27 protein-coding genes, 1 tRNA gene and 1 pseudogene are annotated in these 25394 nt (G+C 67.5%); 7 read left to right on the plus strand and 22 right to left on the minus strand.

Annotated features, from left to right (window positions below; all coding sequences use genetic code 11):
- The first annotated feature begins 119 nt into the window (after positions 1-119).
- Complete coding sequence (locus tag J2X20_RS20325) at positions 120-908, plus strand: carbonic anhydrase (protein ID WP_310268594.1); 789 nt, start codon at positions 120-122, stop codon at positions 906-908.
- A gap of 59 nt (positions 909-967) precedes the next feature.
- On the opposite strand, the gene J2X20_RS20330 is transcribed toward J2X20_RS20325, so the two are convergent.
- Positions 968-2821: a M3 family oligoendopeptidase gene (locus tag J2X20_RS20330; RefSeq protein ID WP_310268597.1), complete on the minus strand. Its 1854-nt coding sequence runs from the start codon at positions 2819-2821 to the stop codon at positions 968-970.
- A 268-nt stretch (positions 2822-3089) separates the two neighbouring features.
- Here J2X20_RS20330 and J2X20_RS20335 point away from each other — a divergent pair, with 268 nt between their 5' ends.
- Together J2X20_RS20335 and J2X20_RS20340 are read left to right on the plus strand one after the other, a co-directional pair.
- Positions 3090-3416 (plus strand): hypothetical protein, encoded by a 327-nt coding sequence (locus J2X20_RS20335; protein WP_310268600.1) that lies wholly within the window; start codon positions 3090-3092, stop codon positions 3414-3416.
- On the plus strand, positions 3413-4432 hold the full coding sequence (locus J2X20_RS20340) for a hypothetical protein (RefSeq protein ID WP_310268603.1): 1020 nt from the start codon (positions 3413-3415) through the stop codon (positions 4430-4432). The genes J2X20_RS20335 and J2X20_RS20340 overlap by 4 nt, the downstream gene beginning before the upstream one ends.
- 383 nt (positions 4433-4815) lie before the next feature.
- Here J2X20_RS20340 and J2X20_RS20345 read toward each other — a convergent pair whose 3' ends face one another.
- The 4 genes and pseudogenes from J2X20_RS20345 to J2X20_RS20360 form a co-directional block, all read right to left on the minus strand.
- A complete protein-coding gene (locus J2X20_RS20345) occupies positions 4816-5727 on the minus strand; it encodes a PEP-CTERM sorting domain-containing protein (protein WP_310268606.1) in 912 nt (303 codons plus the stop codon).
- A 142-nt stretch (positions 5728-5869) separates the two neighbouring features.
- The gene (locus J2X20_RS20350; RefSeq protein ID WP_310268608.1) at positions 5870-7441 is read right to left on the minus strand and encodes a M20/M25/M40 family metallo-hydrolase; all 1572 of its coding nucleotides are present in this window, start codon (positions 7439-7441) and stop codon (positions 5870-5872) included.
- A gap of 169 nt (positions 7442-7610) precedes the next feature.
- Positions 7611-8675: a hypothetical protein gene (locus J2X20_RS20355; protein ID WP_310268611.1), complete on the minus strand. Its 1065-nt coding sequence runs from the start codon at positions 8673-8675 to the stop codon at positions 7611-7613.
- 259 nt (positions 8676-8934) lie between these two features.
- Positions 8935-9205 (minus strand): annotated as a pseudogene (locus J2X20_RS20360) (CoA transferase); the annotation flags it as partial.
- A gap of 223 nt (positions 9206-9428) precedes the next feature.
- Here J2X20_RS20360 and J2X20_RS20365 point away from each other — a divergent pair.
- The 4 genes from J2X20_RS20365 to J2X20_RS20380 are packed head-to-tail and all read left to right on the plus strand — an operon-like array spanning position 9429 to position 11890.
- The gene (locus J2X20_RS20365; RefSeq protein WP_310268614.1) at positions 9429-9944 is read left to right on the plus strand and encodes a hypothetical protein; all 516 of its coding nucleotides are present in this window, start codon (positions 9429-9431) and stop codon (positions 9942-9944) included.
- A complete protein-coding gene (locus J2X20_RS20370; RefSeq protein WP_310268617.1) occupies positions 9883-10266 on the plus strand; it encodes a hypothetical protein in 384 nt (127 codons plus the stop codon). Before J2X20_RS20365 ends, J2X20_RS20370 begins: the two co-directional genes overlap by 62 nt.
- On the plus strand, positions 10259-10726 hold the full coding sequence (locus J2X20_RS20375; protein WP_310269980.1) for a protein kinase domain-containing protein: 468 nt from the start codon (positions 10259-10261) through the stop codon (positions 10724-10726). Before J2X20_RS20370 ends, J2X20_RS20375 begins: the two co-directional genes overlap by 8 nt.
- A gap of 9 nt (positions 10727-10735) precedes the next feature.
- A complete protein-coding gene (locus J2X20_RS20380; protein WP_310268620.1) occupies positions 10736-11890 on the plus strand; it encodes a hypothetical protein in 1155 nt (384 codons plus the stop codon).
- Positions 11891-11965: 75 nt separating this feature from the next.
- On the opposite strand, the gene ureC is transcribed toward J2X20_RS20380, so the two are convergent.
- The 17 genes from ureC to fdxH form a co-directional block, all read right to left on the minus strand.
- Positions 11966-13684, minus strand: a complete 1719-nt coding sequence (ureC, locus tag J2X20_RS20385) for an urease subunit alpha (protein ID WP_310268623.1) — start codon at positions 13682-13684, stop codon at positions 11966-11968.
- Entirely contained in the window at positions 13681-13986 is a 306-nt protein-coding gene (locus J2X20_RS20390) for an urease subunit beta (RefSeq protein WP_310269984.1), read from the minus strand. The genes ureC and J2X20_RS20390 overlap by 4 nt, the downstream gene beginning before the upstream one ends.
- On the minus strand, positions 13986-14153 hold the full coding sequence (locus tag J2X20_RS20395) for a hypothetical protein (protein ID WP_310268625.1): 168 nt from the start codon (positions 14151-14153) through the stop codon (positions 13986-13988). The genes J2X20_RS20390 and J2X20_RS20395 overlap by 1 nt, the downstream gene beginning before the upstream one ends.
- Positions 14154-14160: 7 nt before the next feature.
- Positions 14161-14463, minus strand: a complete 303-nt coding sequence (ureA, locus tag J2X20_RS20400) for an urease subunit gamma (protein ID WP_310268629.1) — start codon at positions 14461-14463, stop codon at positions 14161-14163.
- An 84-nt stretch (positions 14464-14547) separates the two neighbouring features.
- The gene (locus J2X20_RS20405; protein WP_310268632.1) at positions 14548-15129 is read right to left on the minus strand and encodes a nitroreductase family protein; all 582 of its coding nucleotides are present in this window, start codon (positions 15127-15129) and stop codon (positions 14548-14550) included.
- On the minus strand, positions 15126-15881 hold the full coding sequence (gene phnE, locus J2X20_RS20410) for a phosphonate ABC transporter, permease protein PhnE (RefSeq protein WP_310268635.1): 756 nt from the start codon (positions 15879-15881) through the stop codon (positions 15126-15128). Before phnE (J2X20_RS20410) ends, J2X20_RS20405 begins: the two co-directional genes overlap by 4 nt.
- A gap of 174 nt (positions 15882-16055) precedes the next feature.
- Positions 16056-16865 (minus strand): phosphonate ABC transporter, permease protein PhnE, encoded by an 810-nt coding sequence (gene phnE, locus J2X20_RS20415; protein ID WP_310268639.1) that lies wholly within the window; start codon positions 16863-16865, stop codon positions 16056-16058.
- Positions 16862-17668 (minus strand): phosphonate ABC transporter ATP-binding protein, encoded by an 807-nt coding sequence (locus tag J2X20_RS20420; RefSeq protein WP_310268642.1) that lies wholly within the window; start codon positions 17666-17668, stop codon positions 16862-16864. The genes phnE (J2X20_RS20415) and J2X20_RS20420 overlap by 4 nt, the downstream gene beginning before the upstream one ends.
- Positions 17665-18534, minus strand: coding sequence for a putative selenate ABC transporter substrate-binding protein (locus J2X20_RS20425; RefSeq protein ID WP_310268644.1), 870 nt, complete (start codon positions 18532-18534; stop codon positions 17665-17667). Before J2X20_RS20425 ends, J2X20_RS20420 begins: the two co-directional genes overlap by 4 nt.
- A 19-nt stretch (positions 18535-18553) precedes the next feature.
- Entirely contained in the window at positions 18554-18934 is a 381-nt protein-coding gene (locus tag J2X20_RS20430) for a DsrE family protein (protein ID WP_310268648.1), read from the minus strand.
- Positions 18931-19368 (minus strand): glycine cleavage system protein H, encoded by a 438-nt coding sequence (locus J2X20_RS20435; RefSeq protein WP_310268651.1) that lies wholly within the window; start codon positions 19366-19368, stop codon positions 18931-18933. Before J2X20_RS20435 ends, J2X20_RS20430 begins: the two co-directional genes overlap by 4 nt.
- A 12-nt stretch (positions 19369-19380) precedes the next feature.
- Positions 19381-19476, minus strand: a tRNA-Sec gene (locus tag J2X20_RS20440).
- A 4-nt stretch (positions 19477-19480) separates the two neighbouring features.
- Complete coding sequence (selB, locus tag J2X20_RS20445; protein WP_310268654.1) at positions 19481-21349, minus strand: selenocysteine-specific translation elongation factor; 1869 nt, start codon at positions 21347-21349, stop codon at positions 19481-19483.
- On the minus strand, positions 21346-22782 hold the full coding sequence (gene selA, locus J2X20_RS20450; RefSeq protein ID WP_310268657.1) for an L-seryl-tRNA(Sec) selenium transferase: 1437 nt from the start codon (positions 22780-22782) through the stop codon (positions 21346-21348). Before selA ends, selB begins: the two co-directional genes overlap by 4 nt.
- Positions 22782-23780 carry a formate dehydrogenase accessory protein FdhE gene (gene fdhE / locus J2X20_RS20455; protein WP_310268660.1) on the minus strand — a complete coding sequence of 333 codons (999 nt, stop codon included), beginning with the start codon at positions 23778-23780 and terminating at the stop codon, positions 22782-22784. The genes selA and fdhE overlap by 1 nt, the downstream gene beginning before the upstream one ends.
- On the minus strand, positions 23777-24400 hold the full coding sequence (locus J2X20_RS20460; RefSeq protein WP_310268663.1) for a formate dehydrogenase subunit gamma: 624 nt from the start codon (positions 24398-24400) through the stop codon (positions 23777-23779). Before J2X20_RS20460 ends, fdhE begins: the two co-directional genes overlap by 4 nt.
- 12 nt (positions 24401-24412) lie before the next feature.
- Positions 24413-25339 carry a formate dehydrogenase subunit beta gene (gene fdxH, locus J2X20_RS20465; RefSeq protein WP_310268666.1) on the minus strand — a complete coding sequence of 309 codons (927 nt, stop codon included), beginning with the start codon at positions 25337-25339 and terminating at the stop codon, positions 24413-24415.
- Positions 25340-25394: the final 55 nt, after the last annotated feature.

Consider the following 25394-nt stretch of genomic DNA (forward strand, 5'->3'; position numbering starts at 1 on the left):
GCGAGTAAATCGCGGGCAAAGCGTCCCGCCCCTCCATGGGTCCAAAGATATGCTGAACCAGGCCCGCGGCCCCGTGGCCGATGGGTTCTCAACCACTGCACCCCTGCTTGAACAACGCCATGAACCTCACGTTCGCTCCACTCCCTCGCCGTCAGACCCTGGCGGGTCTGCTGATTGCGGGCCTGGCTGCCCTGCCAGCTGCCGTCCTCGCGGCCGACGGCCACGCGCCGCATTGGGAATACAGCGGCAAGGCCGGCCCGGCCCAGTGGGGCAAGATCGCTCCGGAGTTCGGCACCTGCGCCACGGGCCACGCCCAGACGCCGATCGACGTCAAGGGCGCCACCCCCGCCGACCTGCCGGCGCTGCAGTTCAGCTACGGCAGCATGCCGCTGAACCTGGTCAACAACGGCCACACCGTCCAGGTCAACGCCAGTGGCGAGAACAAGCTCAATGTCGGCGGCCGGGAGTTCAAGCTGCTGCAGTTCCATTTCCACACCCCTAGCGAAGAGGCCATCAACGGCAAGCGCTTCGCCATGGTCGCCCACTTCGTCCACAAGGACGCCGACGGCAAGCTGGGCGTGGTGGGGCTGCTGCTCAAGCCCGGCAAGCCGAATGCGGCCTTCAAGGCGGTGTTCGACAACCTGCCCACCCAGCCCAACGCTGATGCCCCCGCCACGCCGGCCGGCCTGAGCCTGGACCTGGCCGCCTTGCTGCCCGCCAAGCTCAGCTACTACAGCTTCGACGGTTCCCTGACCACACCGCCCTGCTCCGAGGGTGTGAGCTGGATGGTGCTGCGCGAGCCGGTTGAGTTGTCGCCGGCGCAGATCAAGCAATTCCGCCGCATCTTTGCCCACAACGCTCGCCCATTGCAGCCGCTGGGTGACCGCAAGGTGCTGGCCAGTCCCTGACGCGACCCCCACCCTGACAGGCCGCTGGCCTTCACGCTGTTTGAAGGCGGCCGGTCATCTCACTTGGCCGCCAGCAGCGCCTCCATCTCGTCCATGATGCTGTCCATGCGCTTGACCACGGCCTGGTAGGGGGCGGGGCTGGCCATGTCCAGGCCCGCGTTCTTCAGCGCCTGGTAGGGCGCCACCGAGCCACCACCGGCGAGCAGCTTCAGATAGTTGTCGCGCGCGCCGGGCTTGGCCGCCAGGATGTCCTCGGCGAAATGCAGGGCCGCAGTGACCGACGTGGCGTACTGGTACACATAGAAGGGCCGGTAGAAGTGCGGGATGAAGGCCCACTCCTGGCAGTAGGCCGGGTCGATCTTCATGACCCCCGCGGCATCGCCGTGATAGTCCTTCAGCAGCTTGCAATAGATCTCCGTCATGCGCTTGCCGTTGAGGGCCTCGCCCCGGGCGGCGGCGTCGTGGGTGTTGAGCTCGAACTCGCCGAACATGGCCTGGCGGAAGAAGGTGCTGCGCAGGCGCTCCAGCGCATAGCCCAGCTGGTAGAGCTTCTCTTCCTTGCTGGCGGCCTGGCCGCGCATGTAGTTGCTGAGCAGCACCTCGTTGGCCGTGGACGCGATCTCGGCGATGAAGAGCGAGTAGTTCGCCGTCTCGTAGGGCTGGACGCGGTTGGCCATGGCCGTGTGCATGGCATGGCCCCACTCGTGCGCGAAGGTGCTGACCGATTCGAAATCGCCCTGGTGGTTCAGGAACACGAAGGGCGGTGCGCCGTAGACACCGTCCTGGTAGGCGCCGCCGCGCTTGCCCGGCGCCGGCAGGGCATGCATGGTGTTGGCCTTGAAGCCGGTCTTCAGCAGGGCCTGGTAGTCGTCACCCAGCGGCTGGGTCGCCGCCAGCGTCAGCGCGGCAGCATCGTCCAGGCTGTAGTGCCTGGTCTGCGTGACCAGGGCCGGGTAGATGTCGTAGTAGTGCAGGTCCGGCAGGCCCAGCATCTTCTGGCGCAGCTTGAAGTAGCGGTGCAGCGTGGGCAGGCCCTTGTGCACCTCGGCCACCAGGGTGCGGTAGACGGCCTCCGGCACCTCTTCGGCGCCCAGGCTCATGGCCACGGCGCTGGGGTGGTGGCGCAGCTTGGCCATGGTGGTGTCGTCCTGCACCACATTGCCCAGGGTCACGCCATAGGTGTCCTCGTACTGGCCGATGGCGCCGAAGAAGCTGTCGAACACCTGTTTGCGCACCGCACGGTTGGGGTGCTGGCGCAGCAGGCCGTACCTGGTGTCGTCCAGCCTCTCGGTCTTGCCGTCGATCGTCAACTCAGGCCATCGGGTGTTGGCGTTGAACAGCAATGTGCGCACCTCGCCGGTGGCGCCGCGCACCGGACCCAGCGCCGCGATGACGGCCTCGCTTTCGGCGCTCAGCGTGTGCCTGGCCTGGCGCAGGCTGTTGCGCAGATGCTCGGCATGCTTCTTCAGCCCCGGCTCGGCCTTCAGGAAGGCCTTGACCTTGGCCTCGCCCAGCGACTGGATCTCGGGCTCCAGCCAGGCGATGGTGCTGCCGTACTCACCGTCGAACTGGGCGGCCAGGTTGCTGCGCTCCTGGTTCTTGGTATCCCGGTTGTCGGTGGACTGCTTCATGCTGGCGTACACACGCAGGCGGTCGGCCCGCAGGTTGGCCGCGCTGATGGCATCCAGCCCGGCACGCAGGCTCTTCGCGCTCTTGCCCAGCGTGCCTTTCAAGGCCGCCAGCTTGGGCAGGTCGGCCAGCAGGGCCTTGCGGGCGGTTTCCCAGTCGGTGTCGCTGGCGTAGAGGGGGGTCAGGTTCCAGACGGCGGGAAGGGGCTCGGCATGCAGGGCTTGGCCGCCCACGGCCAGAGTCAGGCTGAGCATGAGGGCGCGGGGGAGGGGCAGACGCTTCATGGGAAGAGAGGTGAATGGTCAGAAGCCGGCAGTGTCGCGGCGAAGGGGGCCGCTGACCGAAGTGACGGCGGGAAAACCCGATAGTGCTGGATGCGGCCAGCGCCCACTCCAGGCCACTGCGGGAAGCCCGCATGGCGCCACGGCCCGTTGCGAACAACCTGCCTGAAAAGCGCAGCGGCAGAAGCACGCCATCTCCACAGAATTCATGACGCGAGTCACGTTGCGTGCGGCTAGATTGGCTCGCCTGCCACAGCTGACGAGGACCACGATGGGAACCCAAAACAAGAAGGCCGCCGCGACCGTAGCGGCGCCTTCGCCTGAGCCTCAATGGAAGACGGAGTTGCTCGAATTGATGGACAAGCAGACGGTCGTGCCGCTGGTCGATCAACTCAAAGAGGGTGTCATCACCGAAGACGTCCTGCTCTTCCTCAACCTTGGCATTCCGACCGAGCGTGTACAGGCACTAGCGCTGCGGTTCAACAAGATCATCAAGAAGCATTCCTCGAAGACGAAGCCGAAGTTCGTCTCGACCAACGAACTGGCGGAGTGCGAGAAGCTCTCGGACCTGATCAAACTCGTCGGGAGCCGGATGTGAAGCGCCTGCCTGCCTGCCTAATGCTCGCCGCATCAACAGCAGCAACTGCAGCCGATTGCGTGCGCATCGACGACGATGCCCTGCGGCTCGCGTGCTACGACAAGGATGCAGGGCGTCCTCCTGCGCGGACATTGCCCGTTGCAGCGACTCCGCGAGAGCCTCAAAAGGTACCGGCTGCGGTACCCCCGCCTGCTGCCGCGTCCTCCGCGGAGGAAGAGCCATCATGGCTGATGTCAAACCTCAAGATCCGGGACGCCCTCGAAGGCAGCAAGAAGGGGGCGTCGCTGACCGCAACTCGCGAGCACGGCACGACGATCTACAGCCTCAAGGCCGCGGCACTGCTTGATCTTGGAAACCGCTTCCTCCCCGAGGTGGCCGCCATGAATGGATGGTCCTGGAATCTTGGGGCCCAAGCCACGAAGGACACGTCTCAAAAGAAGCCTGTCGATGGCCGGGTCTTCAAATTCGGATCGACCGGTGATCTCTTTGGCGGGAGCCCGTTGGTTCTGCTTTCGTCGATTGATGCCGAGTCGGTGGTGGATCACATCGCGAAAACGCGGGATGTGGGGCTGCGTTATGCCGGCATGGTCGTGTTGCCCGACTCTCAAATCCTGCAAGGAGGAACACCGTACAGCCGCGTGCGGTCTGGACATTACATCCTCCCCGTCGTGGGGTTGCATCTGGACCGTCATCGCGAGGATGGCGCAAGCAGCCGGATGTACGGCGGGCATGTTGGCGTCGGACTTTCGTACTTCCCTGGCGGTCCACTGTGGCGACTGCACTTGTTCGGTGACGCGGTGAGGGCGCGGGACTTCCACAGCAATGCCAGTACCGGGAAGCGGGCTTCGACGTACTACGACGCAGGTGTGGAGTACGCATTCATCGACCCGCTGGCGCCGACGCAGAGCGGCGTCATACCAACGCTTTCATTGAAGCGGACGCTGGGGGCCAATTTCCTCACGGGCGAAGCAGAGACCGCCAAGACCGTGCTCACCCTGACCTTGCGTTTGAATTGATTTCACGCGCACCGCTGAAGAAAGGGCGGCGCGGCGCACATTGCTATCGCTGGCGTGCTGCCGTTCATCCCGGATCGTAGCGGCTGGCGATTTTCGGCGCGTCGGCTCGTGGCGTCAGTGCTCTCAACACCGACAAGTTGCGCGGGGGGCGCCACGCTGGCGTTCAGCTGCACGGTCGTGTGTTTCTGCAATAGCGCCAGGGCAGCATCGCCCAGACTGATATTGACCTTCTCCCGAATGCTGGCCCGCCGTCAACAACCGAGGGTGCCCTGCTCTTCGGTCGGGCCCTCCAAAAGCAAGCACGGCTCTTGCACCGCTAATGCATCATGGCCGCGCACCAGCACTACGGAGCCACAGGGACGCGACTGCGTACCGAAGCTGGGTCAGCGAATACTGATGCAGCGCCGACGCCGCGCCAGCGCCAGCAGGCCGCCGCTCAACAGCAGCGCCACCGAGGGTTCGGGCACCGGCGCATAGGGGACGTTCCAGTCGATGCCGCTCTGGCTGCTGAGGGTGTAGGCAATCGCATTGCCGCCCACGGTGACGCCGCTGACGCCCTGCCAGGTCAGGGTGCTGGCGAAGTCGCTGCTGGCCTCGCTGAACCAGTTGGGCCCGGCGCCGGCCGTGCCCGCGGATGCGCGCGAGAAGATGCCCAGCTCGAAAGGCGTGCCCAGCTGGACGGTGACGCTGAAGCTGACATCCTGGTCGACCACCTGGTGGAAGGGAAATCCGCCCTGCCCTTGGCCCTGGACGCGAAAGGTCTGTCCCCCGGCCGCCGCGTTGTTGAGCCAGACCTGGGTGCCGATACGCGTATAGCTGTTGCCGGTGGGCAGCCCGTCGAGCACGCCGTCGAGATGGATGCTGAAGCTCAGCACGGCGTTCTGGCCGATCTGGGCCGAGTTGGCCGGCATCAGCGTCCAGGTGTCGGTCCAGCCCGCCGTACTCTCGGCCGCCGCGAAGCCGGCGCTGGCATTGGCGCGGAAGTGGGCGTACATGCCGACCGAGCCGTAGCTGGCGCTGCCATGCGAATCCGCTTGAACGGACGGCGTCGCCTGGTCGTAGGCGCCACTGGTCGCCAGCTGTTGCCCCGGCGTGGTGGTCGAGGCGGCGTTGCAGTTGGACTTGCCGGGCAGCCAGTCGAACAGATCGCCTTCGATCGGGAAGGCGCCCGTGGCCATGCCGGCACAGCTCGACACCAGAGCGCCCGTGGCACCGAGGTTCTGTTGGCCCAGTTCGGCGGCGAGGGCGGGCAGGCCAACCAGGGCGAGGGGTAGCAGGGCGAGGCGATGGCGCATGGCGGGCTCCTTGTGCGGTGGCCCGACGCTACGCGCCCGCCCCGCGGCCGTCAGCCCCTACAACCGTTGATCCCTGGGCAGCCCGAAATACGTCTGCACACCGAAGGTGTCACGTCTGGGCCCGACCGATCCGGCCGACGCCTCACTGCGGCCTGTAGGTCACCGTGAGGTTGTAGCTGCCGGCGGTATAGCCCTTGAGCAGCACATAGACGTCCCCGTTGACGGTGACGCTGATGCTGCAGCTTTCCGTCGCGGTGCCGCCGTCGGACTTGCAGTCGTAGCTGCTGGTGCTGGGCACCGTGCCGCGCCGTGCATACAGGTCGATGTCGCCGGTCCCGGTGATGCTGGCCCTGAACGTGCCCACGCCGGCCTTGAAGGGGCCGAAGCTGCGCGTCTGGCTGCGCGTGAGGCTGCCGCTGAAGGTCTCGGTCTTGTCGGGGATGCCGCTGCTGCCGTCGCTGCCCAGCTCCACCATATAGGCCAGGGCCATGCGGGCGAACTTCAGCGAGTTGTCGGCCTGGCTTCCGGTGTTGGCATAGGTGTCGTTGGCGGTGTGGATGTAGGGGTCGTCCTCGCCCATCGCCGCCTCGAAGGGCATGGTGGCGTAATAGCCCTTGGCCGTCCACGAGGCATGGTCGGAGCAGGCATAGCCGCAGCGATCGGTGCCGATCTTCAGCGTCGGCAGATAGGTCTTGATGAGGTTGGTGACGAAGCTGTTCTGGGCGCCGTCGGTGTAGTCGGTGTAGATGTAGATGTCGTTCACCGAGCCCTTGTAGTTGGTCATGTCCAGTTGCATCACGCCCACCACGTTGACGCCGGCATTCGAGAAGCTGGTGGCAATCTCCTGCGAGCCGCGCAGCCCCACCTCCTCGGCGGCATAGGCCATGAACTTCAGCGTGCGGCGCGGCTTGTAGCCGTTGGCCGCCAGGGTGCGGAACACCTCGGTGAGGCTGGCCACGCCCGACGCATCGTCGTCCGCGCCCGGCGCGCGGGTGGTCTCCGTCGTGCCGGCCTGGTTGATCGAGTCCAGGTGGCCGCCCAGCACGACGACCTCGTTCGGGTTGTCGGTGCCCTTGATGGTGGCGATCACCGACTTCTGCTTCCAGCTCGCGTGGGTGAACTGCTCCACCGTGATGTCGCTGCGGCCGGCGGCCAGCGTGGTCCAGCGCTGCTTCAGCCAGTCCGACGCGGCGACACCGGCGCTGGTCTGGTAGTAGCGGTTGACGTTGTTGGACAGGTCGATGATGGTCTGGCCGATATTGCTCGCCTGCATCTGGTTGAGCAGCGGCGTGACGACGGCCTGCTGGTCGATCACATAACTGGGCCGTGTGACGGCAGCGGCCGCGGCCAGCCTGGCGGCGCCCGACTGGCGCTGCAGCGTTGCCAGGCCTTCCGCCTGGCTGGGGTGGAACATGAAGCCGCCGCAACGGTGCAGCTCGCGGTGCACCGCGGCCGACAGGTGCAGCAGGTCGTCTTCGTCGATCTGCACGAGGTGGATGTTTTCGGCGCGACGGCTTGCGCGGGCCGTGCTCTCGGCGCCGGCCAGTTGCGCGGCCGGCACCACGCTGGCGCTGGGCGTCACGGTCGTGTGCTTCTGCAGTTGCGCCAGGGCCGCATCGCCCAGGCTGATCCAGACTTTGTCGCCGGCATGGGCGCAGGAGGCGCTGAGCGCCAGGAGGCCGGCAAGGGCCAGGGGCTTGAGTTGAAAACGCATGGTCGGATTCCCTTGATCAGGTGGATGGACTCGGGAGTCCGGCCGGCCGGCTCGTGGCTGGCGGGCGCAGTGGTCCCGAACGCGTGCTCGCCGAACGACTCACGCGGCGAGCGCGGCGATGCTCGGACGGCGGCACGCCGACAACAACCGGTGTTGGCCTGTCCCTGGATCAGGGGCCTTCAAAGCAGGTCGGGGTTCGCGGCGCTCGCCCCAGGCTGCGCATGCTGGACGAGCCCGACTCGGATGGTTCTTGCAGGCTGCCGCGAAAGTCAGCCGTGCCCTGGTAGCACCAGGCACCTGCTGCCGCAGTGCCATTGCGGCAGCCGGCCGAGAGGCCACCGGCCGTATCGTTGGCGTTCAAGGCATAGCCGCTCGAAGAGAAGGTCAGCTGAACGTCAGCGAAGCCGCCGACGGCATCGGGAATGACGTTGGAATTGAACGCGAACTTGACGCTGGACATGCCAGGGCCCGCCAGATCCACGTCGAACAGTCCGGCGCCGAGGCGGTTCACCACGGCACCCGACAACGAACTGAAGGCCGTCAGAACGGTCGAGTTGCTCACGCCGCCGCCCAGATTGCCGTGGCCGACCAGTGTCAACCAGGGTGTCATGCTCCGTATCGTTGCGAGGTTCGCCGTCGAATTTCGAGAGAGCAGATTCGCGGCCGCGTCGGCGTAGTACAGGGAAATCGTGGCTCCCGTGAACTCGACACCGTGGTTGGCAACCTGCTTCGAGTTCTTGAACGACGCCACGTAATACAGAGCGCAGCGGCCTCCACCCCCGCAATAGTTGCCGACGCCGTTCACTGCCAGTACCTGGCCATAGGCCGTGGCATCTTGGCCGTTGCCGGTCACCAAGGTCTGCGCCATGGTGGCCGTCTCGAGATGGGCCTGCGCCAGGCCTGAACCGAAAACGATGCCACCGACGACGAAATCTTTGGAGCTTCCGTTGCGACGATCGGTCGTGCGGCGTTGCATGCTTTCGCGCGACGCAGGATCAGCTGCGCTGATGGCGGAGCGGCTATCTGGCACGGCCACGCCTTTCAGCTCGTTCTCAGGTTCGGGCGCGCTCGCTTGTCGGCGCAACGGGTCCGCATCGACACCCTGGGCGCAACACCCTCCCGCGTCGCCCTTGCGGGCGGCGTCGCAGCTGGCATTGGAAGCGGTCAGCATGAGCACCATGCCGACGGCAAGCATGAGCGGGTTGCAGCCGCGTCGCTGAGGTATCAAAAGCATGGCCACTCTCTCGTTTCGCTTCACGATCAGTGTCAGCTTTGTCTCACGCTTTGCATTCCGCAGGGCAGGACCGCCCGGCGGCCACGGGCCGGCTGGCCGGCTCGATTGCTGACGCGTCGACAAAGCGTCAAAACACCCATTCAGCTGACGATGCCCCGGCTCCTCAGCGCCGCGACCTGCCCGTCGCTCAGTCCCAGTTCCCTCAGCACCGCGTCCGAGTCCTGGCCCAGCGCCGGCGCGTTGCGACGGTGGCCGCCCGGCGAGGCCGGGCGGAAGTTCTCGATCAGCACATCGGCTTCAGCCGCCAGCCGGCGCACGATGTCCTGCCCCTCGGGCGTGCGCAGGTCCAGCGCCAGCGAGCGCTTGTTGCGCGACTGCACCTGCCACCACACCGAGGTGCCGTCCAGCAGCAGACGCCACTTGCGCAGCGGGTCGCCGGCGCCGGGCGGCTCGATCTTGATGACCTCGGCGCCGAAGTTGGCCAGGGTCTTGGCGACAAAGGGGCCGGCGATCAACTGGCCGAGTTCGATGACTTTGAGGCCGGGAGGGCGGCGGGGGGCGTGGGGGAAATGAAGGCGGCGGACATGCCTGGCAGTTTCCGGCGGCGCGGTGCGCGGAGCATGCGGAACTGAAGCGCCGACGCTTGATTGCCGGCGAAGACCAGATCGCGGGTAACCAACCACGCCGTGAGTAGGAAGCGGGCAATATCGCTTGCTAAACTTGCAAAAAAAGCAGCCCGAGAGCAGCGCGCCAATGAACCAAGAGAGAACACGGTCGGGAGGCCATCCTGAGTTCGCGACTGAAGCGGACTTCGTGGAGAGGTTCGTCGATAAGTTGGCCAAAGGCCGGACTGCATTCGGCCGCGTGCAGATCACCACTGAATGGGACCATCGGTCCGGCGTTGTCGATGTGCTGGCACGCCATCGTCGCAAGACGCTGATGGCTTTCGAGGCCAAGCTCGACAACTGGAAGCGCGCTTTCCATCAGGCGTACCGCAGCACGGCGTACGCCAACAAGTCTTACGTCATCGTTCCCGAACACGTGGCCAGCAGAGCCATGCGGGACCGAGAAGAGTTTGAGTTGAGGGGAGTGGGACTATGTTCATTCAACGGATCAGCCGTGCAGGTGCTCATAGAGGCTACGGAGCAGGATGCCCTGCTCAGGTGGTTGCGCGAGCAGGCTCACGAGCATTTCGACACGCTGCCCAATGAGCACCGCGCTGGACCTAAGCGCGGCAGCAGCGGATCTTTGCCAGCAGCGCGGCTTTGAGTTTCACGGCGAGCTTGGGAAGGGGGCGTTCAAGAGCGCTTACCTTGCCAAGAACGGCCAGACGCCGTTTGCGTTAAAGCTGGCGGCCGTAACAGGTAGCCCGGAGCGCTTGATCCGTGAGGCGGTCGCACTGCAAGGATGTTCCCATCCGGCGATTGCGACGCTCTTTGAAGCCTTCCCGCATACATACGGCAGCGTGCAGCTTTGGGTAGTCTGCGAAGAGTATCTTGCTGGCGGCACGCTCGAAGCAAAGCTCAAGGGCGGCCTGCCCCCCGCCAGCCGTTCTTCGAAGCATCGCTGTCACCTTGGCCGAGGTGCTTGAGCACCTGAACGACAAGAAGCTCGTGCACCGAGACATCAAGCCGGCCAACATCATGTTCAGGGCAAATGGGGCGCCGGTGCTCACGGACTTCGGCATCGTGAGGATGCTAGACCAACCCACGCTCACTCAGGCGTTCCTCAACATGGGGCCTGGCACTCCTGCATACGCGGCACCAGAGCAACTGACGAACGACAAAGCCTTAATCGACTGGCGCACAGACCAGTTCGACTTGGCCATCGTGCTGGCCGAATGTCTCCTCGGCCACCATCCCTTCGTCGAGCCTGGTAAGACGATCCACGACGCGATCATGAACGTGGCCGCCAAGCAGGAGATGCCAATCGCCAACGCTCACCGTCTTGAAGCTCTCGGCTTCGGCTCTCTCGCCAAGGCGCTGAAACCTTGGCCCATCGCCAGATATCGCAGGCCTTCCGAGTTCATCGAGTCCCTAAAGCAACCCTGAGAGGAACCAATGGCGTCCTATCTGCAGTTCGGCCACGATTCGTGGAATCTCCTTGAGGAACAGGACATTGGCTCGTACTCGGGGCTCGTCCTCAGCCCGGTCAATGACGGGCCTACAGACGTTCAAACGCGGTTGGCGCGCCTAGGTGAACTGCGCGATGAGCTTGAGGTCATCCTCGACCCGCAGATGTACAACCCAGCGGTCGACAAAGGCAAGATGGATCAGTGGGCCTATTTCTCAGCCGACTTTGCAACGGCCGATCATGCCGACGCGGGGTGGTGGAGCCAGCGCGGTCACGAGATTGTTGAGCAAGGCGCTCAGCTTGGCGTGGACGTGGTCTGCTCACCAGCGCTATTCCCGAGAGCATTTACTGACGACTACTACTCGCTGATGGTGGAGGTCGCCGATGCCACCAAGCGCTACGCAGACGGGCACGGCATCCAAACGATGCTGACGGCCATAGTTAGCCTTCGCGACCTCGCCAACCCCGCCCGGGCAATGGCCATTGCCTCGATCCTCTCCCGAAGTTCCTGCGAGCGGATCTATCTCACCTTCCTCAATGAGGACGTGCCGCCCAGAGAACCTCTTAGAGATGGTGCAGGCATCCCGACGGCGGTGCACCTGATCCGCCTTCTCTCTGCGGAAATGCGGGTGCACGTCGCCTTCGCTAGCCACGACCTTGTTCTGTGGAAGTACGCCGGCGCCACAGACATCTCGACCGGCAAGTTCATGAACCTCCGGCGTTTCTCTCCTGGGCGGTGGCAGGAAGAAGAACCCGGCGGACGTCAGGTCGCGTATTGGAATGAAGGACCGCTGATGGCGCGACTACGCGAAGCGGACGTTGCGTTGCTGCTGCGGCACGGATGGTTCGAAGGCCGGGACACGTCCGACAACCCTGCCGAAGCACGCATCCTGCAGATCATCCGCAGCGGTGCCGGCACACCTTGGCTGAAGTTGTCTTGGATGCAGTACCTGAGATGGGCAAGCAACATGGAAGCCGTTTGGCATGGCAGTCCAGCCGCGGCTGAAGCATCGTTGGACGCCGCGGACCGCAGTTGGGGCGAGGTTGTCGACCGCAAACGCATCCTGTTCCAGGATAGGTTCAACAACGGAGACCATGTCCGTGCTTGGTTGAACGCACTGCGTGAAGGCGGCGCCAGATAGAGGCGTGCATCGGTTCCAGCGGCGTAGTACCGGCTGGCCGCGTAGCCGGACATCGCACCTTGCCGGTCGACGGTGTTAAAACAAGAAATACCTCTGCGCCATCGGCAACTCCTTTGCCGGTTCGCAGGTCAGCAGCACGCCGTCCGCCCTCACCTCGTAGGTCTGCGCGTCGATCTCCATCGTCGGCAGGTAGTTGTTGAGCAGCATGTCGGCCTTCCTGACCGTACGGCAGCCCTTCACCGGCACCAGGGTCTTGGCCAGGCCCAGCTTCTCGACGGCGCCCTGCCCTGCCTGACTCACGAAGGTCAATGAGCCCTGCTGAAGCGCCGCACCGAACGAGCCAAACATCGGCCGGTAATGCACCGGCTGCGGTGTCGGGATGGACGCATTCGCATCACCCATCGCGGCGGCGGCAATGAAGCCGCCCTTGAGGATCAGCGACGGCTTCACGCCGAAGAAGGCGGGCTTCCACAGGACCAGGTCGGCCCACTTGCCGACCTCGATCGACCCCACCTCGTGGCAGATGCCATGGGCCAGCGCGGGGTTGATGGCGAGTTTGGCGAGGTAGCGCTTCACGCGGGCGTTGTCGTTGCCGGCACCGTCGCCGGGCAGCGATCCGCGCTGCACCTTCATCTTGTGCGCAGTCTGCCAGCAGCGCAGGGAGACCTCGCCCACGCGGCCCATGGCCTGGCTGTCGGACGAGAACATGCTGATGGCGCCGAGGTCGTGCAGGATGTCCTCGGCGGCGATGGTCTCGCGGCGGATGCGGCTTTCAGCGAATGCCAGGTCCTCGGCGATGCCCGCGTCCAGGTGATGGCAGACCATCAGCATGTCGAGGTGCTCGTCCAGCGTGTTGACCGTGAAGGGCCGCGTCGGGTTGGTGGAGCTGGGCAGCACATTGGCCTCGCCCACCACACGCATGATGTCGGGCGCATGGCCGCCGCCCGCGCCCTCGGTGTGGAAGCTGTGGATGGTGCGGCCCTTGAAGGCGGCAATCGTGTCCTCGACAAAGCCGCTCTCGTTGAGCGTGTCGGTGTGGATGGCGACCTGGGTGTCGGTCAGCTCGGCCACGTTCAGGCAGTTGTCGATGGCCGCCGGCGTGGTGCCCCAGTCCTCGTGCAGCTTGAGGCCGATGGCGCCGGCGTCGATCTGCTGCATCAGGCCTTCGGGGCGCGAGGCATTGCCCTTGCCCATGAAGCCGAGGTTCATCGGGAAGGTCTCGGCGGCCTTCAGCATCGTCGCGATGTGATGCGGCCCCGGCGTGCAGGTGGTGGCCAGCGTGCCGGTGGCGGGGCCGGTGCCGCCGCCGATCATGGTCGTCACGCCGCTCATCAGCGCCTCTTCGATCTGCTGCGGGCAGATGAAGTGGATGTGGGTGTCGATGGCGCCGGGCGTCACGATGAAGCCCTCGCCCGCGATGATCTCGGTGCCGGGGCCGATGACGATGTCCACGCCCGGCTGCACGTCGGGGTTGCCGGCCTTGCCGATGGCCGCGATGCGGCAGCCGCGCAGGCCGATGTCGGCCTTGACGATGCCCCAGTGGTCGAGGATGACGACGTTGGTGATGACGGTGTCGACCGCATCGCCCGGGCCGGGGCCGTTGGGGCGCTGGGACTGGCCCATGCCGTCGCGCACGGTTTTGCCGCCGCCGAACTTGACCTCTTCGCCATAGCCGCCGGAGCGCAGCGTCAGGTCCTGCTCGATCTCGATGACGAGGGCGGTGTCGGCCAGGCGCAGCCTGTCGCCGACGGTGGGGCCGAGCATCTCGGCATAGGCACGGCGGGAAATCTTCATAGCTTGCCCTGCACCAGGCCGCGGAAGCCCCAGACGGCGCGGTCGCCGCCGAGATCGACCAGCTCGACGGTGCGCGTCTGCCCAGGCTCGAAGCGCACGGCCGTGCCGCTGCAGATGTTCAGCCGCATGCCGCGCGCGGCCTCGCGGTCGAAGCCGAGGGCCGCATTGGTCTCGGCGAAGTGGTAGTGGGAGCCGACCTGGATGGGCCGGGTGCCGGTGTTGGCGACCTTCAGCGTCAGCGTGCGGCGGCCGGGGTTGAGTTCATGTTCGCCCTCTCGAGGGATCAGTTCGCCCGGCACCATCACTTGCGGCCCTTGGTGAGCCACCAGAGGGCGACACCGGCCACGGCCACCAGGGCCGTCATGCCGGCGCCATCCCAGCCATGCATGTGGACGGTGGGGGCGCCATGACCGTCATGGGCCAGGGCAGAGGCGCCGATCAGGGGCAGCAGCAGGAGCATCTTGCGCATGGCGGTCTCAAGGGATGGGTTGGTGGACCGTGACGAGCTTGGTGCCGTCCGGGAAGGTCGCTTCGACCTGGATCTCGGGAATCATCTCGGCGATGCCGTCCATGACGTCGTCGCGCGTCAGCACGGTGCGGCCCTCGCTCATCAGCTCGGCCACGCTCTTGCCGTCGCGGGCACCTTCGAGGATGGCGGCGCTGATCAGCGCAACGGACTCGGGGTAGTTGAGCTTGAGCCCGCGGGCTTTGCGCCTCTCGGCCAGCAAGGCGGCGGTGAACAGAAGGAGCTTGTCCTTCTCACGTGGGGTTAGTTCCATCTCGCTCTGCTCGATATCTTTCAGTCAGCACGTGCGGCCGCAAAGGCCGGCCGAACTCGGGGAGTGAGTTCCATAGTTGGACTGTCACTTGCAAGCCGGGTGCCAGTCGATCAGCACCTGCCCGGGGTCGGGCTTGCGGGCCGGGCCTGCGGGCAAGCGCGCCGGCGTGCCCAGCGCAATCCAGCCCAGCAGCGTCTCGCCCGGTTCGCAGAAAGCCGCGGCGATGGAGGGGTTGCGAACCTTGGCGCCGCTGAGCATCTTGCCGCCAAAGCCCAGGGCATGGGCCGCCGTCAGGAAGTTGGCAATGGCCCCGCCCACCGCTGCCCATTGCTCGTGGGCCGGCACCTGCGGGTGGCCGAGGTCGATGCGGGCGACGACGGCGACGGTCATCGGCGGCTTCAGCGCGCGCTCGGCATCCAGGGCGGCGCCCTCCTCGCCCTTGCCGGCCGCCAGCGCCGCGTCGGCAAACAGGGCGGCCATGCCCTGCTTTGCGGCGCCGCGCACCAGCTTGAACCGGTAAGGCACCAACTCGGCGTGGTCGGGTGCGCGCAACGCGGCCTGCACCATCAGCGCCAGCTGCTCGTCGCTGGGGCCGGGCTCAACGAGGTGCTTGGGGCCGACCGAATAGCGGGTCAGCAGGGTTTGCAGCGAGGTCTCGTGGTTCATTGCGTCAGCATTCTGCGCGCGGCCCAGGACAGGGCGTCCACCAGGCCCACCAGCGCAATCATCGCGATCAGCACCGTGCAGGTCTCGTGCATCTGGAAGAGGCCCAGGTGATAGCTCAGCATCTGGCCCAGGCCGCCGGCGCCGACGACGCCCAGCACGCTGGCCGCGCGAATGTTGTTCTCCCAGCGGTAGAGCGTATAGCTGACGAGCTGGGGCAGGGTCTGCGGCAGCGTGGCGAACAGCCACACGCGCCCCGCGCCGACACCGCGCTGGCGCAGGGCCAGCGCCACCTCGGGCGAGGCGTTCTCGAAGCTCTCGGCAAACAGCCGGCCGAGCACGCCGCTGGTGTGCAGGGCCAGGGCCAGGGTGCCGGGCAGCGGCCCCAGCCCGGAGAGGATCAGCAGCAGCGAGGCCCAGACCAGCTCGGGCACGCTGCGCAGCGCATTCAGCACCAGCCGGGCCGCGGCGCGCGCCACGCCCGTGCCGGCGGCGGGCAAGGCCAGCAGCAGGCCGCCGCCCACGGCCAAGGCGGTGCCTATGGCCGACATGGCCAGTGTTTCCAGCAGCGCCCAACCGGTCTTGGCGAGAAAGGCCGGCGCGGTTTCAGGCGGGAAGAAGCTGGACGCAAAGCGGCCCATGCTGGCCAGGGCCTCGGGGCCGAGGAGGGCGGCCCATTGCAGGTCCAGGGACCAGAAGCTGGCGATGACCAGCGCCAGCAGGCCCAGCAACACGGCGAACGTGGACAACCTCATGTCAGCGATCCATTCCGCATTGAGGCAATTCCGCGGGCCGAGCGCCGGGCCGCTCCCTAGCCGGCCCGCACTGGCGATGTCCTTGCGGCTCAATGCCGCAAGCATCGCCGTCCCCGCGGGGGACCGACCGGACTCGCTCGCGTTCAGCGATGCGAGTGTGGGTGAGGGGCATCTTCATGCCAACCTCCCGCGCAGCCAGCGGCTGAAGGCGTCGCTGGCCATGACCAGCGCGATGAAGACCAGCAGGATGGCGCTGACCTCGTTGCCGGCGAACATCTTGGACGCGTTGTCCAGCTGCTGGCCCAGGCCGCCGGCGCCGACAAAGCCCAGCACGACGGAGGAGCGCACGGCGCATTCCCAGCGGTAGACGGTGTAGCTCAGCAGTTCGGGCAGGCAGCTCGGCAGCGCGCCGAACAGCAGGGCCTGCAGACGGCCGCTGCCGCAGCGCAGCAAGGCCTGTGTCGGTGCGGCATCGGCGCTCTCCAGGATCTCCGCATAGACCTTGCCCAGCATGCCGCCGTAGGCAATCGCGATGGCGAGCACGCCAGCTGTGGGGCCGAGGCCGACGACGCGCACGAAGACCAGGGCCCAGACCAGCTCGGGAATGGAACGCAGCAGCACCAGCAGGGCCCGCACCGCGCGGCGCAGCCAACGCGCCGGGCCGGGTAGCCCTTCCAGCGTGCTGGCCGACAGCCGCGATGTCGACACCAGGGCCAGGGGAACGGCCAGCAGCAGCGCCAGGCTCATGCCCGCCGTCGCGATGGCCACCGTGCGCCAGGTGTCGCGGGCCAGCAGGGTCAGGAACTCGCTGTCGGCACGCGGCGTGATGAACTGGGCCAGGAAGCGGCTCGTGGCGCGCAGGCTGCGCTCGTCGAACAGGGCCCAGGGCTTGAATTCGGCCAGCACGAGCAGCGGCCAGGCCAGCACCACCATGATCAGCAGCGTGGCCCAGCGCCGCGCCTGGTCGGGATCGCGCAGCGTCATCGGCACATGGCCTGGGGCAAGGGCACAGGCTGGGGCAAAGGCGCGATCTCAGGCGGTGCCTCGTTCTGGCTGCGGTAGAGCTCTTCCAGCAGTTCCTCGTCCAGGCCCCCCGGCGCGCCGTCGTAGACGACACGGCCCGCGCGCAGGGCGACGACGCGCGGGAAGTGCTTTAGCGCCAGGTCGACCTGATGCAGGCTGCAGACCAGGGCTGCCCCGCTCGCCGCGGCATTGCGGCTCAATACACCCAGGGCCAGTTCGGCGCGGGTCGGGTCCAGCGCGGCCAGGGGCTCGTCGGCCAGCCACAGCCGGGCCTCGGACACCAGCAGGCGCGCCAGGCCGACGCGCTGGCGCTCGCCGCCCGAAAGCCGGTCCACGCGCAGCCAGAGCTTGTCGGCCAGGTCCAGCTGGGCCAGCGCGGCCTGGGCCAGGGGCGCGTCCGGCGGGCTCCACAGCGTGCGCAGGCTGCGCGCCAGCGACATGCGCGGCAGGCGCGCCGCCAGCACGGCCACGGCCACGCGCTGGCGCGGCGGCAAGGGCGGCTGCTGGGGTGCCAGCGCAATGCCGGCGCGCAGGCGCTGGCGCTCGCGACGGCTCAAGGCCCAGGGGTCGGCAGCGTCCAGCGTGAAGCGCCCGGCCAGCGGGCATTGCATCAGCGCCAGCAGGTTCAGCAGCGTCGTCTTGCCGGCACCCGAGGCGCCGATGACGGCCACCTGCTCGCCGGCGGCCAGGCTCAGGCCGACGCCTCGCAACACAGGCGTCACGCCGCCCAGCGCGGCGGCATCGATGCCGCTGAGCTCGATCACTTCAGCAGACCTGCGTTCTCGGCGGCGGCCTTGATGCCGGTGTAGTTCTCGGGTTTGGTGGCGATGAACTTCGTGGCGCGCTGCAGGCCGAGGATCTCCTTGCCCTGGGGCGTGTTCGGGTCCAGGGCCAGGAAGGCCGCCTTGATCTTGTCCTGCAGGGCCTGGGGCATGTCGGCGTGGACCGACCAGTTGTAGTCGTAGTAAGCGGGCGTCGTGAAGAAGACCCTGACCTGGCTGGTGTCGACCTTCTTCTCGGCGACGAACTTCTCCCAGACCGAGATGTTCAGCGCGCCGGCATCGACCTTGCCGCTGGCGACGGCGGCGATGGTGGCGTCATGGGCGCCGCTGAAGGCCACGCGCTTCAAGTCCACGTCGGGGTTGATCTTGGCGGCCAGCAGGAAGCTGCGCGGCATCAGATGGCCCGAGGTGCTGCTCTGCGAACCGAAGGACAGGGTGTGGCCCTTGAGGTCTTCGAGCTTGTTGATGCCGCTCTTGGCATCGGTGATGAAGACGGAGCGGAACTTCTCGTCCTCCTCGCGCTGCACCAGCGGCACGATCTTGCCGCCCGAGCGCACGTTGGCCTGCACAAAGGTGAAGCCACCGAACCAGGCCATGTCGATCTTCTTGTTGACGACGGTCTCGACGGCCGCCGCGTAATCCGTCACCGGCGTCCATTCGACCTTCATGCCCAGCCTGCTCTCCAGGTACTGGCCCAGCGGCGCGAACTTGCGCGCCAGCTCGGTGGGCGATTCGTCGGGGATGGCGGTCACGCGCAGCACCTGCTGGGCCTGGGCCGCCATGCCGGCCAGGGCCAGCGACATCACCACACCGCGCGCCAGACTGGCGACGACACGAGACAGGGCCATTTGATTTCTCCTGAAGGGGTTAGAACACGAGGGCAGCCCACGCCGAGTGGGCGGCGCGGGAGGCGTATTGGACAGCACCGCCGTGGCGGCGGCCGGCGGGGATCAGATCCTCCTGCGTCAGGCCCTGGGCCGCGAGCGCGTCCGAGCAGACGAAGAAGCGCGCGCCATGGTCCAGGGCGTCCTGCATCCAGTCGGCGATGCTCTTGTCAAAGCGCTCCGAGGCGCGCAGCTGCTCGGCCACGCCGGGCTTGAGCAGCAGCACGGCACGGGCGGTGAAATAGACCTCGACCTGCATGTCCAGCGCCGCCGCCGCAGCAGCGTGGGCAAAAGGCGTGGCCAGGCGGACCGGGTCGTCCGGGTCGGCCGCCCACAGCAGGATGGCGAGGCCGGCGCGCTTCATGAGGAAGGGGTGTCCAACTTGTTGAGCCAGGCCCAGTGGGTCATGGCTTCGCGGATGGCCGCTTCGCCGATGGCGAGGCGGGACCTGTCGGCATCAAGATTCGACGGCGCGATCTCGGCCAGCCATCCGTCTTCATAGGGCGATTGGTGGACCAGCTCCGGTCTCTCTTCAAGGGCTTCGTTGACCGCCAGCACGACGCCCGACAAGGGCGACTTCACCGCGACGATGGACTTGGCCAGCTCGACCACGCCGATGGAGCGGCCCTGCTCGACTTCGCACCCCACGGGCTTGGGCCGGCACATATAGATCTCGCCGGAAGCGCGAAGTCCCAGCGCCGTGATGCCGACGCGGACCCGGCCGCCGGGCAGGGGTTGGGCCCAGGTCTGGTCTTCGGCCCAGAGCCAGAAGCCGGTCGGCAGGTCGATGCCGCTCATCGCAGCCCACCGTGGCGGAAAGAGGAGGGAGTCGAACCCACCCGGCGGCGCGTGGCGCCACCCACCGGGTTTGAAGCCCGGCCGACACACCGGTGTCGTTCTCTTTCCATGTTCATGCGTGCGCCGCCTCGGCGAACAGCCCACTGTCCGCCCGCAGCCGGTGCTCGTCGCCCACCCGGCGCAGCAGGCCGACGCGGTCGAAATGTTCCAGATGCTGGATGGCGCGCTTGCGGCCCAGGCCGGTCGCATTGCGAAACGCGGCGGCGGTGACCTTGTCCTGGTCGGCGGCGATCTGGCGCGCGATGGCGGCGAGACGGGACATCGTCGCCGTGTCGCAGTAGAGGTCCTTCACCACCTGGTGCAGCTCGCCCTGCTGAGCCAGGCGCGCGAGCGTCGCGCGCATCAGCGGCTCGGGCTCGGCACAGTCCTTCGCGAGGTCGCGGGCCCAGGCCCCCTCCGCACCGGCAGCGGCCAGGCGGGGCGCGATCTTCTGCGCAATGCGCTCCTCGACGGCCGACAGCTGCACGCCATGTTCGGGCAGATGCACAAAGGCGCCACGCACGGCGATGCGGCCGGCCTGGCGCAGCGCGGCCAGCACCTCACGCCAGAGCGGCTCGGCGATGCGCGGCGCCACAAGGCGGCGCAGGCGGGCGGCATCGGGGCCGAGTTCATCGGGCGACCTGGCATGGAAGTCGGCCAGCGCGGCAAGCAGCCTGGCGGTCAGCGCGTCGCGGGCCGCTTCCCCCAGAGCCCAGCCCTGCAGAGCCTCGGCCAGGCCCTCGGCCTGGGCAAAGCGCGCCAGGTCCAGGCCCAGGGCCGACAAGGCCAGCAGCTGCTCGCGGCGGCTCGCGACTTCGAGCAGCTCGCAAGCCGCCAGCTCGGCCAGACGCTCGGGTGTGCGGCGGTAGCGCGCCGGCGCAAAGGGGTCGAGCACGACGCCGCCCGCCAGGGTGCGCGAGGCGCCGGCGTCGCGCAGCACGAGGCGATCGCCACGCCAGGCGCCCACGGGGGCATGGCAGACCAGTTGCACCCGGGCCGAGGCGCCGGGCTCGACAGCCTCGCCGTCCAACACGGCGACGCTGGCCATCACCGACTGGGCGCCGAGGTGGACATGCACGCGGGTGCCCGAGCGCAGCGGCCTGGCTTCGCCGGGCCACAGCGTCAATCGGGCGTCGAAGCGGTCGGTCGACAGCGCGGCCGCCGGCGCGGTCAGCCAGTGGCCGCGCGGCGCATCCTCCCTGGCGAGGCCGGCGAGGGCGACGGCGCAGCGCTGGCCGGCCCGGGCGCGCTCGACGGCGCGGTTCTGCGCATGCAGGCTCTTCACACGGGCGCGATGGCCCTGGATGAGCAACTCGTCGCCGACGGCGATCTCGCCGGCATGCAGGGTGCCGGTGACGACGGTGCCGACGCCGTCGAGGCTGAAGGCGCGGTCCACGGCTAGGCGGGCTGCCAGGCCCTGCGACGGGCGCGGCGGCGTGTGGCGGGCGGCGTCGAACAGCAGTTCGCGCAGCTCGCAGACGCCCTGCCCCGTCTGGGCGGACACGGTGAGGATGGGCGCGGCATCCAGCCCCGTGCCGGCCAGCAGCGCCCTCACCTCGGTGTGCAGCGCCTCGACGCGGCCGGGTTCGGCGCGGTCGGCCTTGGTGATGACGACGGCGCCGCGCGTCAGGCCCAGCAGGCTCAGCACGGCCAGGTGTTCGCGCGTCTGCGGCATCACACCATCGTCGGCGGCAACCAGCAGCAGCGCGAAATCAATGCCGCTGGCACCGGCCAGCATGGTGTGGACCAGCTTCTCGTGGCCCGGCACGTCGATAAAGCCGATCCGTTCAGCGTGCGCCGGGACGTCAAGGTAGGCGTAGCCCAGCTCGATGCTGATGCCGCGCGCCTTCTCCTCGGGCAGGCGGTCGGTGTCGACGCCGGTCAGCGCACGGACGAGCGTCGTTTTGCCATGATCGATATGGCCGGCCGTCCCGACGATCATGCCAGCGCCTCCTTCAACAAGCCCAGCTGCGAGGTCAGCAGCGCCGGCTCTTCCAGGCAGCGCAGGTCCAGCAGCAGGCGGTCCTCGTTGATGCGGCCAATCACCGGCCGTGGCAGTCCACGCAAGGCAGTCGCCAGGGCTTCCAGCGTGCGGCCCCGGCCATCGACGGCGGTGACGGCCAGGCCCGCGGAAGGCAGGCGCTCGACAGGCAGCGAGCCGGAGCCGATCTGGCTTTGCAGCGCGACGGTCTCGACAGTGAAACGGGGCGACAAGGCCTTGGCGACCTCCGGCAGCAGGCGCTGCGCGAGGTCGGCAATCTGGTTTTGGGGACGCGTCAGCAGCCGCAGCGTCGGCAGGTCCTGCACCAGCCTCTCGGGCCGCAGATACAGGCGCAGCGTGGCCTCCAGCGCCGCAAACGGCAGCTTGGACAGACGCAGCGCGCGCTTCATCGGGAACTTGCGGATCCTGCCGACGGCGGCCTTGCTGCCGACGATGAGGCCGGCCTGTGGGCCGCCCAGCAGCTTGTCGCCGCTGAAGGTCACGACATCGCAGCCGGCCGCCAGCATCGCCTGCGGCAAGGGCTCGGCGGGCAGGCCCCATTTGGACAGATCCACCAGGGCGCCGCTGCCGAGGTCGGTCATCAGCGGCACGCCGGCTGCGTGGGCTATGGGAGCGAGCGTCGCCTCGTCGACCGCCGCCGTGAAGCCCTGCACCTGGTAGTTGCTGGTGTGAACCTTGACGATGAGGCCGGTGCGCGGCGTGAAGGCCTGCTCGTAGTCGCGCGGGTGGGTGCGGTTGGTTGTCCCCACCTCCACCAGCGTCGCGCCGGCCGCGCTCATCACGTCGGGCATGCGGAAGGCGCCGCCAATCTCGACCAGTTCGCCCCGCGACACGATGGCCTCCTTGCCGCGGGCCAGGGCCGCAATGCCCAGCAGCACGGCGGCAGCGTTGTTGTTGACGACGGTGGCGGCCTCGGCGCCCGTCAGCTCGCAGAGCAGGCCTTCGATGAGGTCGTCACGGTCGCCGCGCGAACCAGCTTCAAGATCGAACTCAAGGTTGTTCGGCGAGCCCATCAACGCCAGCACCTGCTGCAGGGCGGCGTCGGCCAGCAGGGAGCGGCCGAGATTGGTGTGGATGACGGTGCCAGTGAGGTTGAGCACGGCGCGCATGGCCGGCTGCATGCGGCCGTTGACGCGGGCCGCCAGCGTTTGCGGCAAGGCCTCCAGTTCGGCACGCGGCAACTCGCCGGCCACGGCGCGCGTGCGCAGGGCGTCCAGCAGCGCCCTCGCCTCGCCGGCGACCAGGGTGTGGCCATGCTCGGCGACCAGCGGCGCGCATTCGCGCAGCAGCTTGTCCAGGGCCGGCAGATCGCTAGGTCTTGCGGGGGGCCTCGCCTTGGAACCGTGGACCACGGACTCGTCGGGCGCGTTCATCAGGCTTCTCTTCCTGGCGGCGGCGACTCGTCGGGCTCGCCAAACAGCAGCAGCAGGTTGACGCCATGGCGCTGCAAGCCAGACTCGCTGACGAGCAGGTCCAGGGTCAGCGTGGCGAGATCGTCGGCCAGGGGCTCGATGCCGTTGTCACGCACCGGGTGCATCAGCTTCAGGTAGTGGCCGCATTCGCTGCAGCACTCGGCCTGCACGGCGGGCTGGGCCTCGGGCATGCTGCCGTCCGCGGCGACGAGGTTCTGCAGCGAGATGCCCTTGGTGCTCTGGCAATGGGTGCACTTGACGCGCACATAGTGCCATTGCGCTGCGCACAGGCCGCAGGCCAGATAGCGGGCGCCCTCGCTGCCCAGGCGTTCCAGTGATGCGACCGGACGCGAGCCGCAGCAGGGGCAGGCGGTGGGGTCGTCGATGCGGCCGAAGGCGGCGACCGGGCCGGCCACTCGCGCCGCCGTCTGCCGCACCAGGCGCACCCAATGCAGTTGCAGGCCCGCGGCGATCAAGGGGGCGGTGGCCAGGTCCAGGCCCAGCATGACGCCGGTCAGCAGGCGGCCGGCCTGGGTCTCCAGATGTTCGTCGCTGGCGGCGGCCAGCTGCAGCACCGTGGCCTTGGCCGGGCTTTCGAGCAGCCGTCGCGCCAGGTCGGCCAGCAGCGCCCGCAGTGACTCGCGCCAGACGGCGGTGCGCGGCCAGGTTTCAGCAGGCAACAGCGGCAGGCCGGCACGGGCGGCGGCGTCGACCTGCTCGTGTGTCGGCAGCGGCACTTCGGTGCCGGCGGACAAGGCGCGGTGCTGGGCCTCGGCGAGTTCGGCGACGAAGAGCAGGAAGTCGCGCATCGCATGGCCGGCGGCCAGCTCGCGCAGGCGCAGGGCCCGCTCGGCGAAGACGCCAGCCTCGGGCAGGTGCAGAAAGGTCAGCTGCTCGCCGGCGCGGACGGCGATCTCTTCGGGGCTGAGGAGCTTCTGAGTCGTGCTGCTGGCGGTCACTGCTTTCCTGTCATTTCACGATGCCATTGCGCGTGATTCTGACGCGCCCAGCCCTCGGTCACAGTGCCGCGCGTCATGGCCCGCAAGGTGCCCCTGACCCAGATGGCTGCGTAGACATGCACGATGACGGTCAGGATCAGCACTGTGGCCGACAGCGCGTGCAGCACGACGGCGATGCGGCGGGCCAGGATGGGGAAGCTGTCGGCGAACCAGGGCTGCCAGAAGATGAAACCGGTCAGCACCAGCACGAAGAGGCTCACCACCATCAGCCAGAACACGTATTTCTGGCCGGCGTTGTAGCGGCCGGCGTCGGGCATATGGCTCTTGTCGCCGCGCAGCATCTCGCCGCTGTGCTGCATCCATTGCCGGTCGATGTCGGTCATCACGTTGTGACGCCACATCTTCAGGAACATCAGGACGAAGCACACCGCCATCAGCAGCCCCAGGAAGGGATGCAGGATGCGCGCCCAGGTGCCGCCACCAAACAGAGCCGTCAGGAAATAGAAGGCGGGGTGGAAGAAGGCCAGGCCGGACAGCCCGGCGCCGAGGAAGAACAGCACGATCAGCCAGTGGTTGCTGCGCTCGCCAGCCGTGTAGCGCTGCAGAAAGCGTGTACCCATGGTGCGCTCCTGTCAGACGGTGGGATGGTTCGCATCGTCGCGGGCGACGTTGCGGTCGGCGTTGATGTCAGACTCTGGGTCGTCCGGGTCCTCGATGGGCCCGACGCGCGTGTAGTGGAAGAAGCCCGCAATCGCCGCGCCGATCATGGCCGCGACGGCCAGGGGCTTGGCGGCACCCTTCCACAGCGACACCCACGGGCTGATCTTGGGATCGGCCGGCAGGCCGTGATAGAGCTCGGGCTTGTCGGCGTGCTGCAGCACATAGACAACATGGGTGCCGCCCACGCCCGGCGGGTCGTAGACGCCCGCGTTGGCATAGCCGCGCTCCTTCAGGTCATTGATTCGCTCGGCACCGAACTCGAGCATGTCCTCCTTGGTGCCGAAGCGGATGGCCCCGGTCGGGCAGGCCTTGACGCAGGCCGGCTCCAGGCCCACGCCGACGCGGTCGGAGCAGAGGGAGCACTTGTAGGCCTTGGTGTCGACCTTGGAGATGCGCGGCACATCGAAGGGGCAGCCCGTCACGCAGTTGCCGCAGCCTATGCAGTGCTCGGAGATGAAGTCGACGATGCCATTGGTGTACTTGACGATGGCTCCGGGGGCCGGGCAGCTCTTCAGGCAGCCCGGGTCCTCGCAGTGCATGCAGCCGTCCTTGCGTATCAGCCACTCGAGCTTGTCCTTCTCAACCTCCACTTCGGAGTAGCGCATGACCGTCCAGCTCTGCGGCGTCAGGTCGCGCGGGTTGTCGTAGGTGCCGTGGGTGTCGCCGACCTCATCGCGCAGGTCGTTCCACTGCATGCAGGCCACCTGGCAGGCCTTGCAGCCTATGCAGGAGGACACGTCGATGAGCTTGGCGACCTCGGCGACATGGGTGCGCGCCTGCGTGGACGGCGTCGTGGTGGCCGAGCGCTTGGCGATATCAAGGGATTGGAGGGAGCTCATCAGATGCCTCCTTGCGTCGTGCATTTCCGCGCGACTGCCGTGGAGCCGGCTTTGC

It is taken from the genome of Roseateles saccharophilus (assembly GCF_031458095.1).
GTDB lineage: Bacteria > Pseudomonadota > Gammaproteobacteria > Burkholderiales > Burkholderiaceae_C > Pelomonas > Pelomonas saccharophila_A.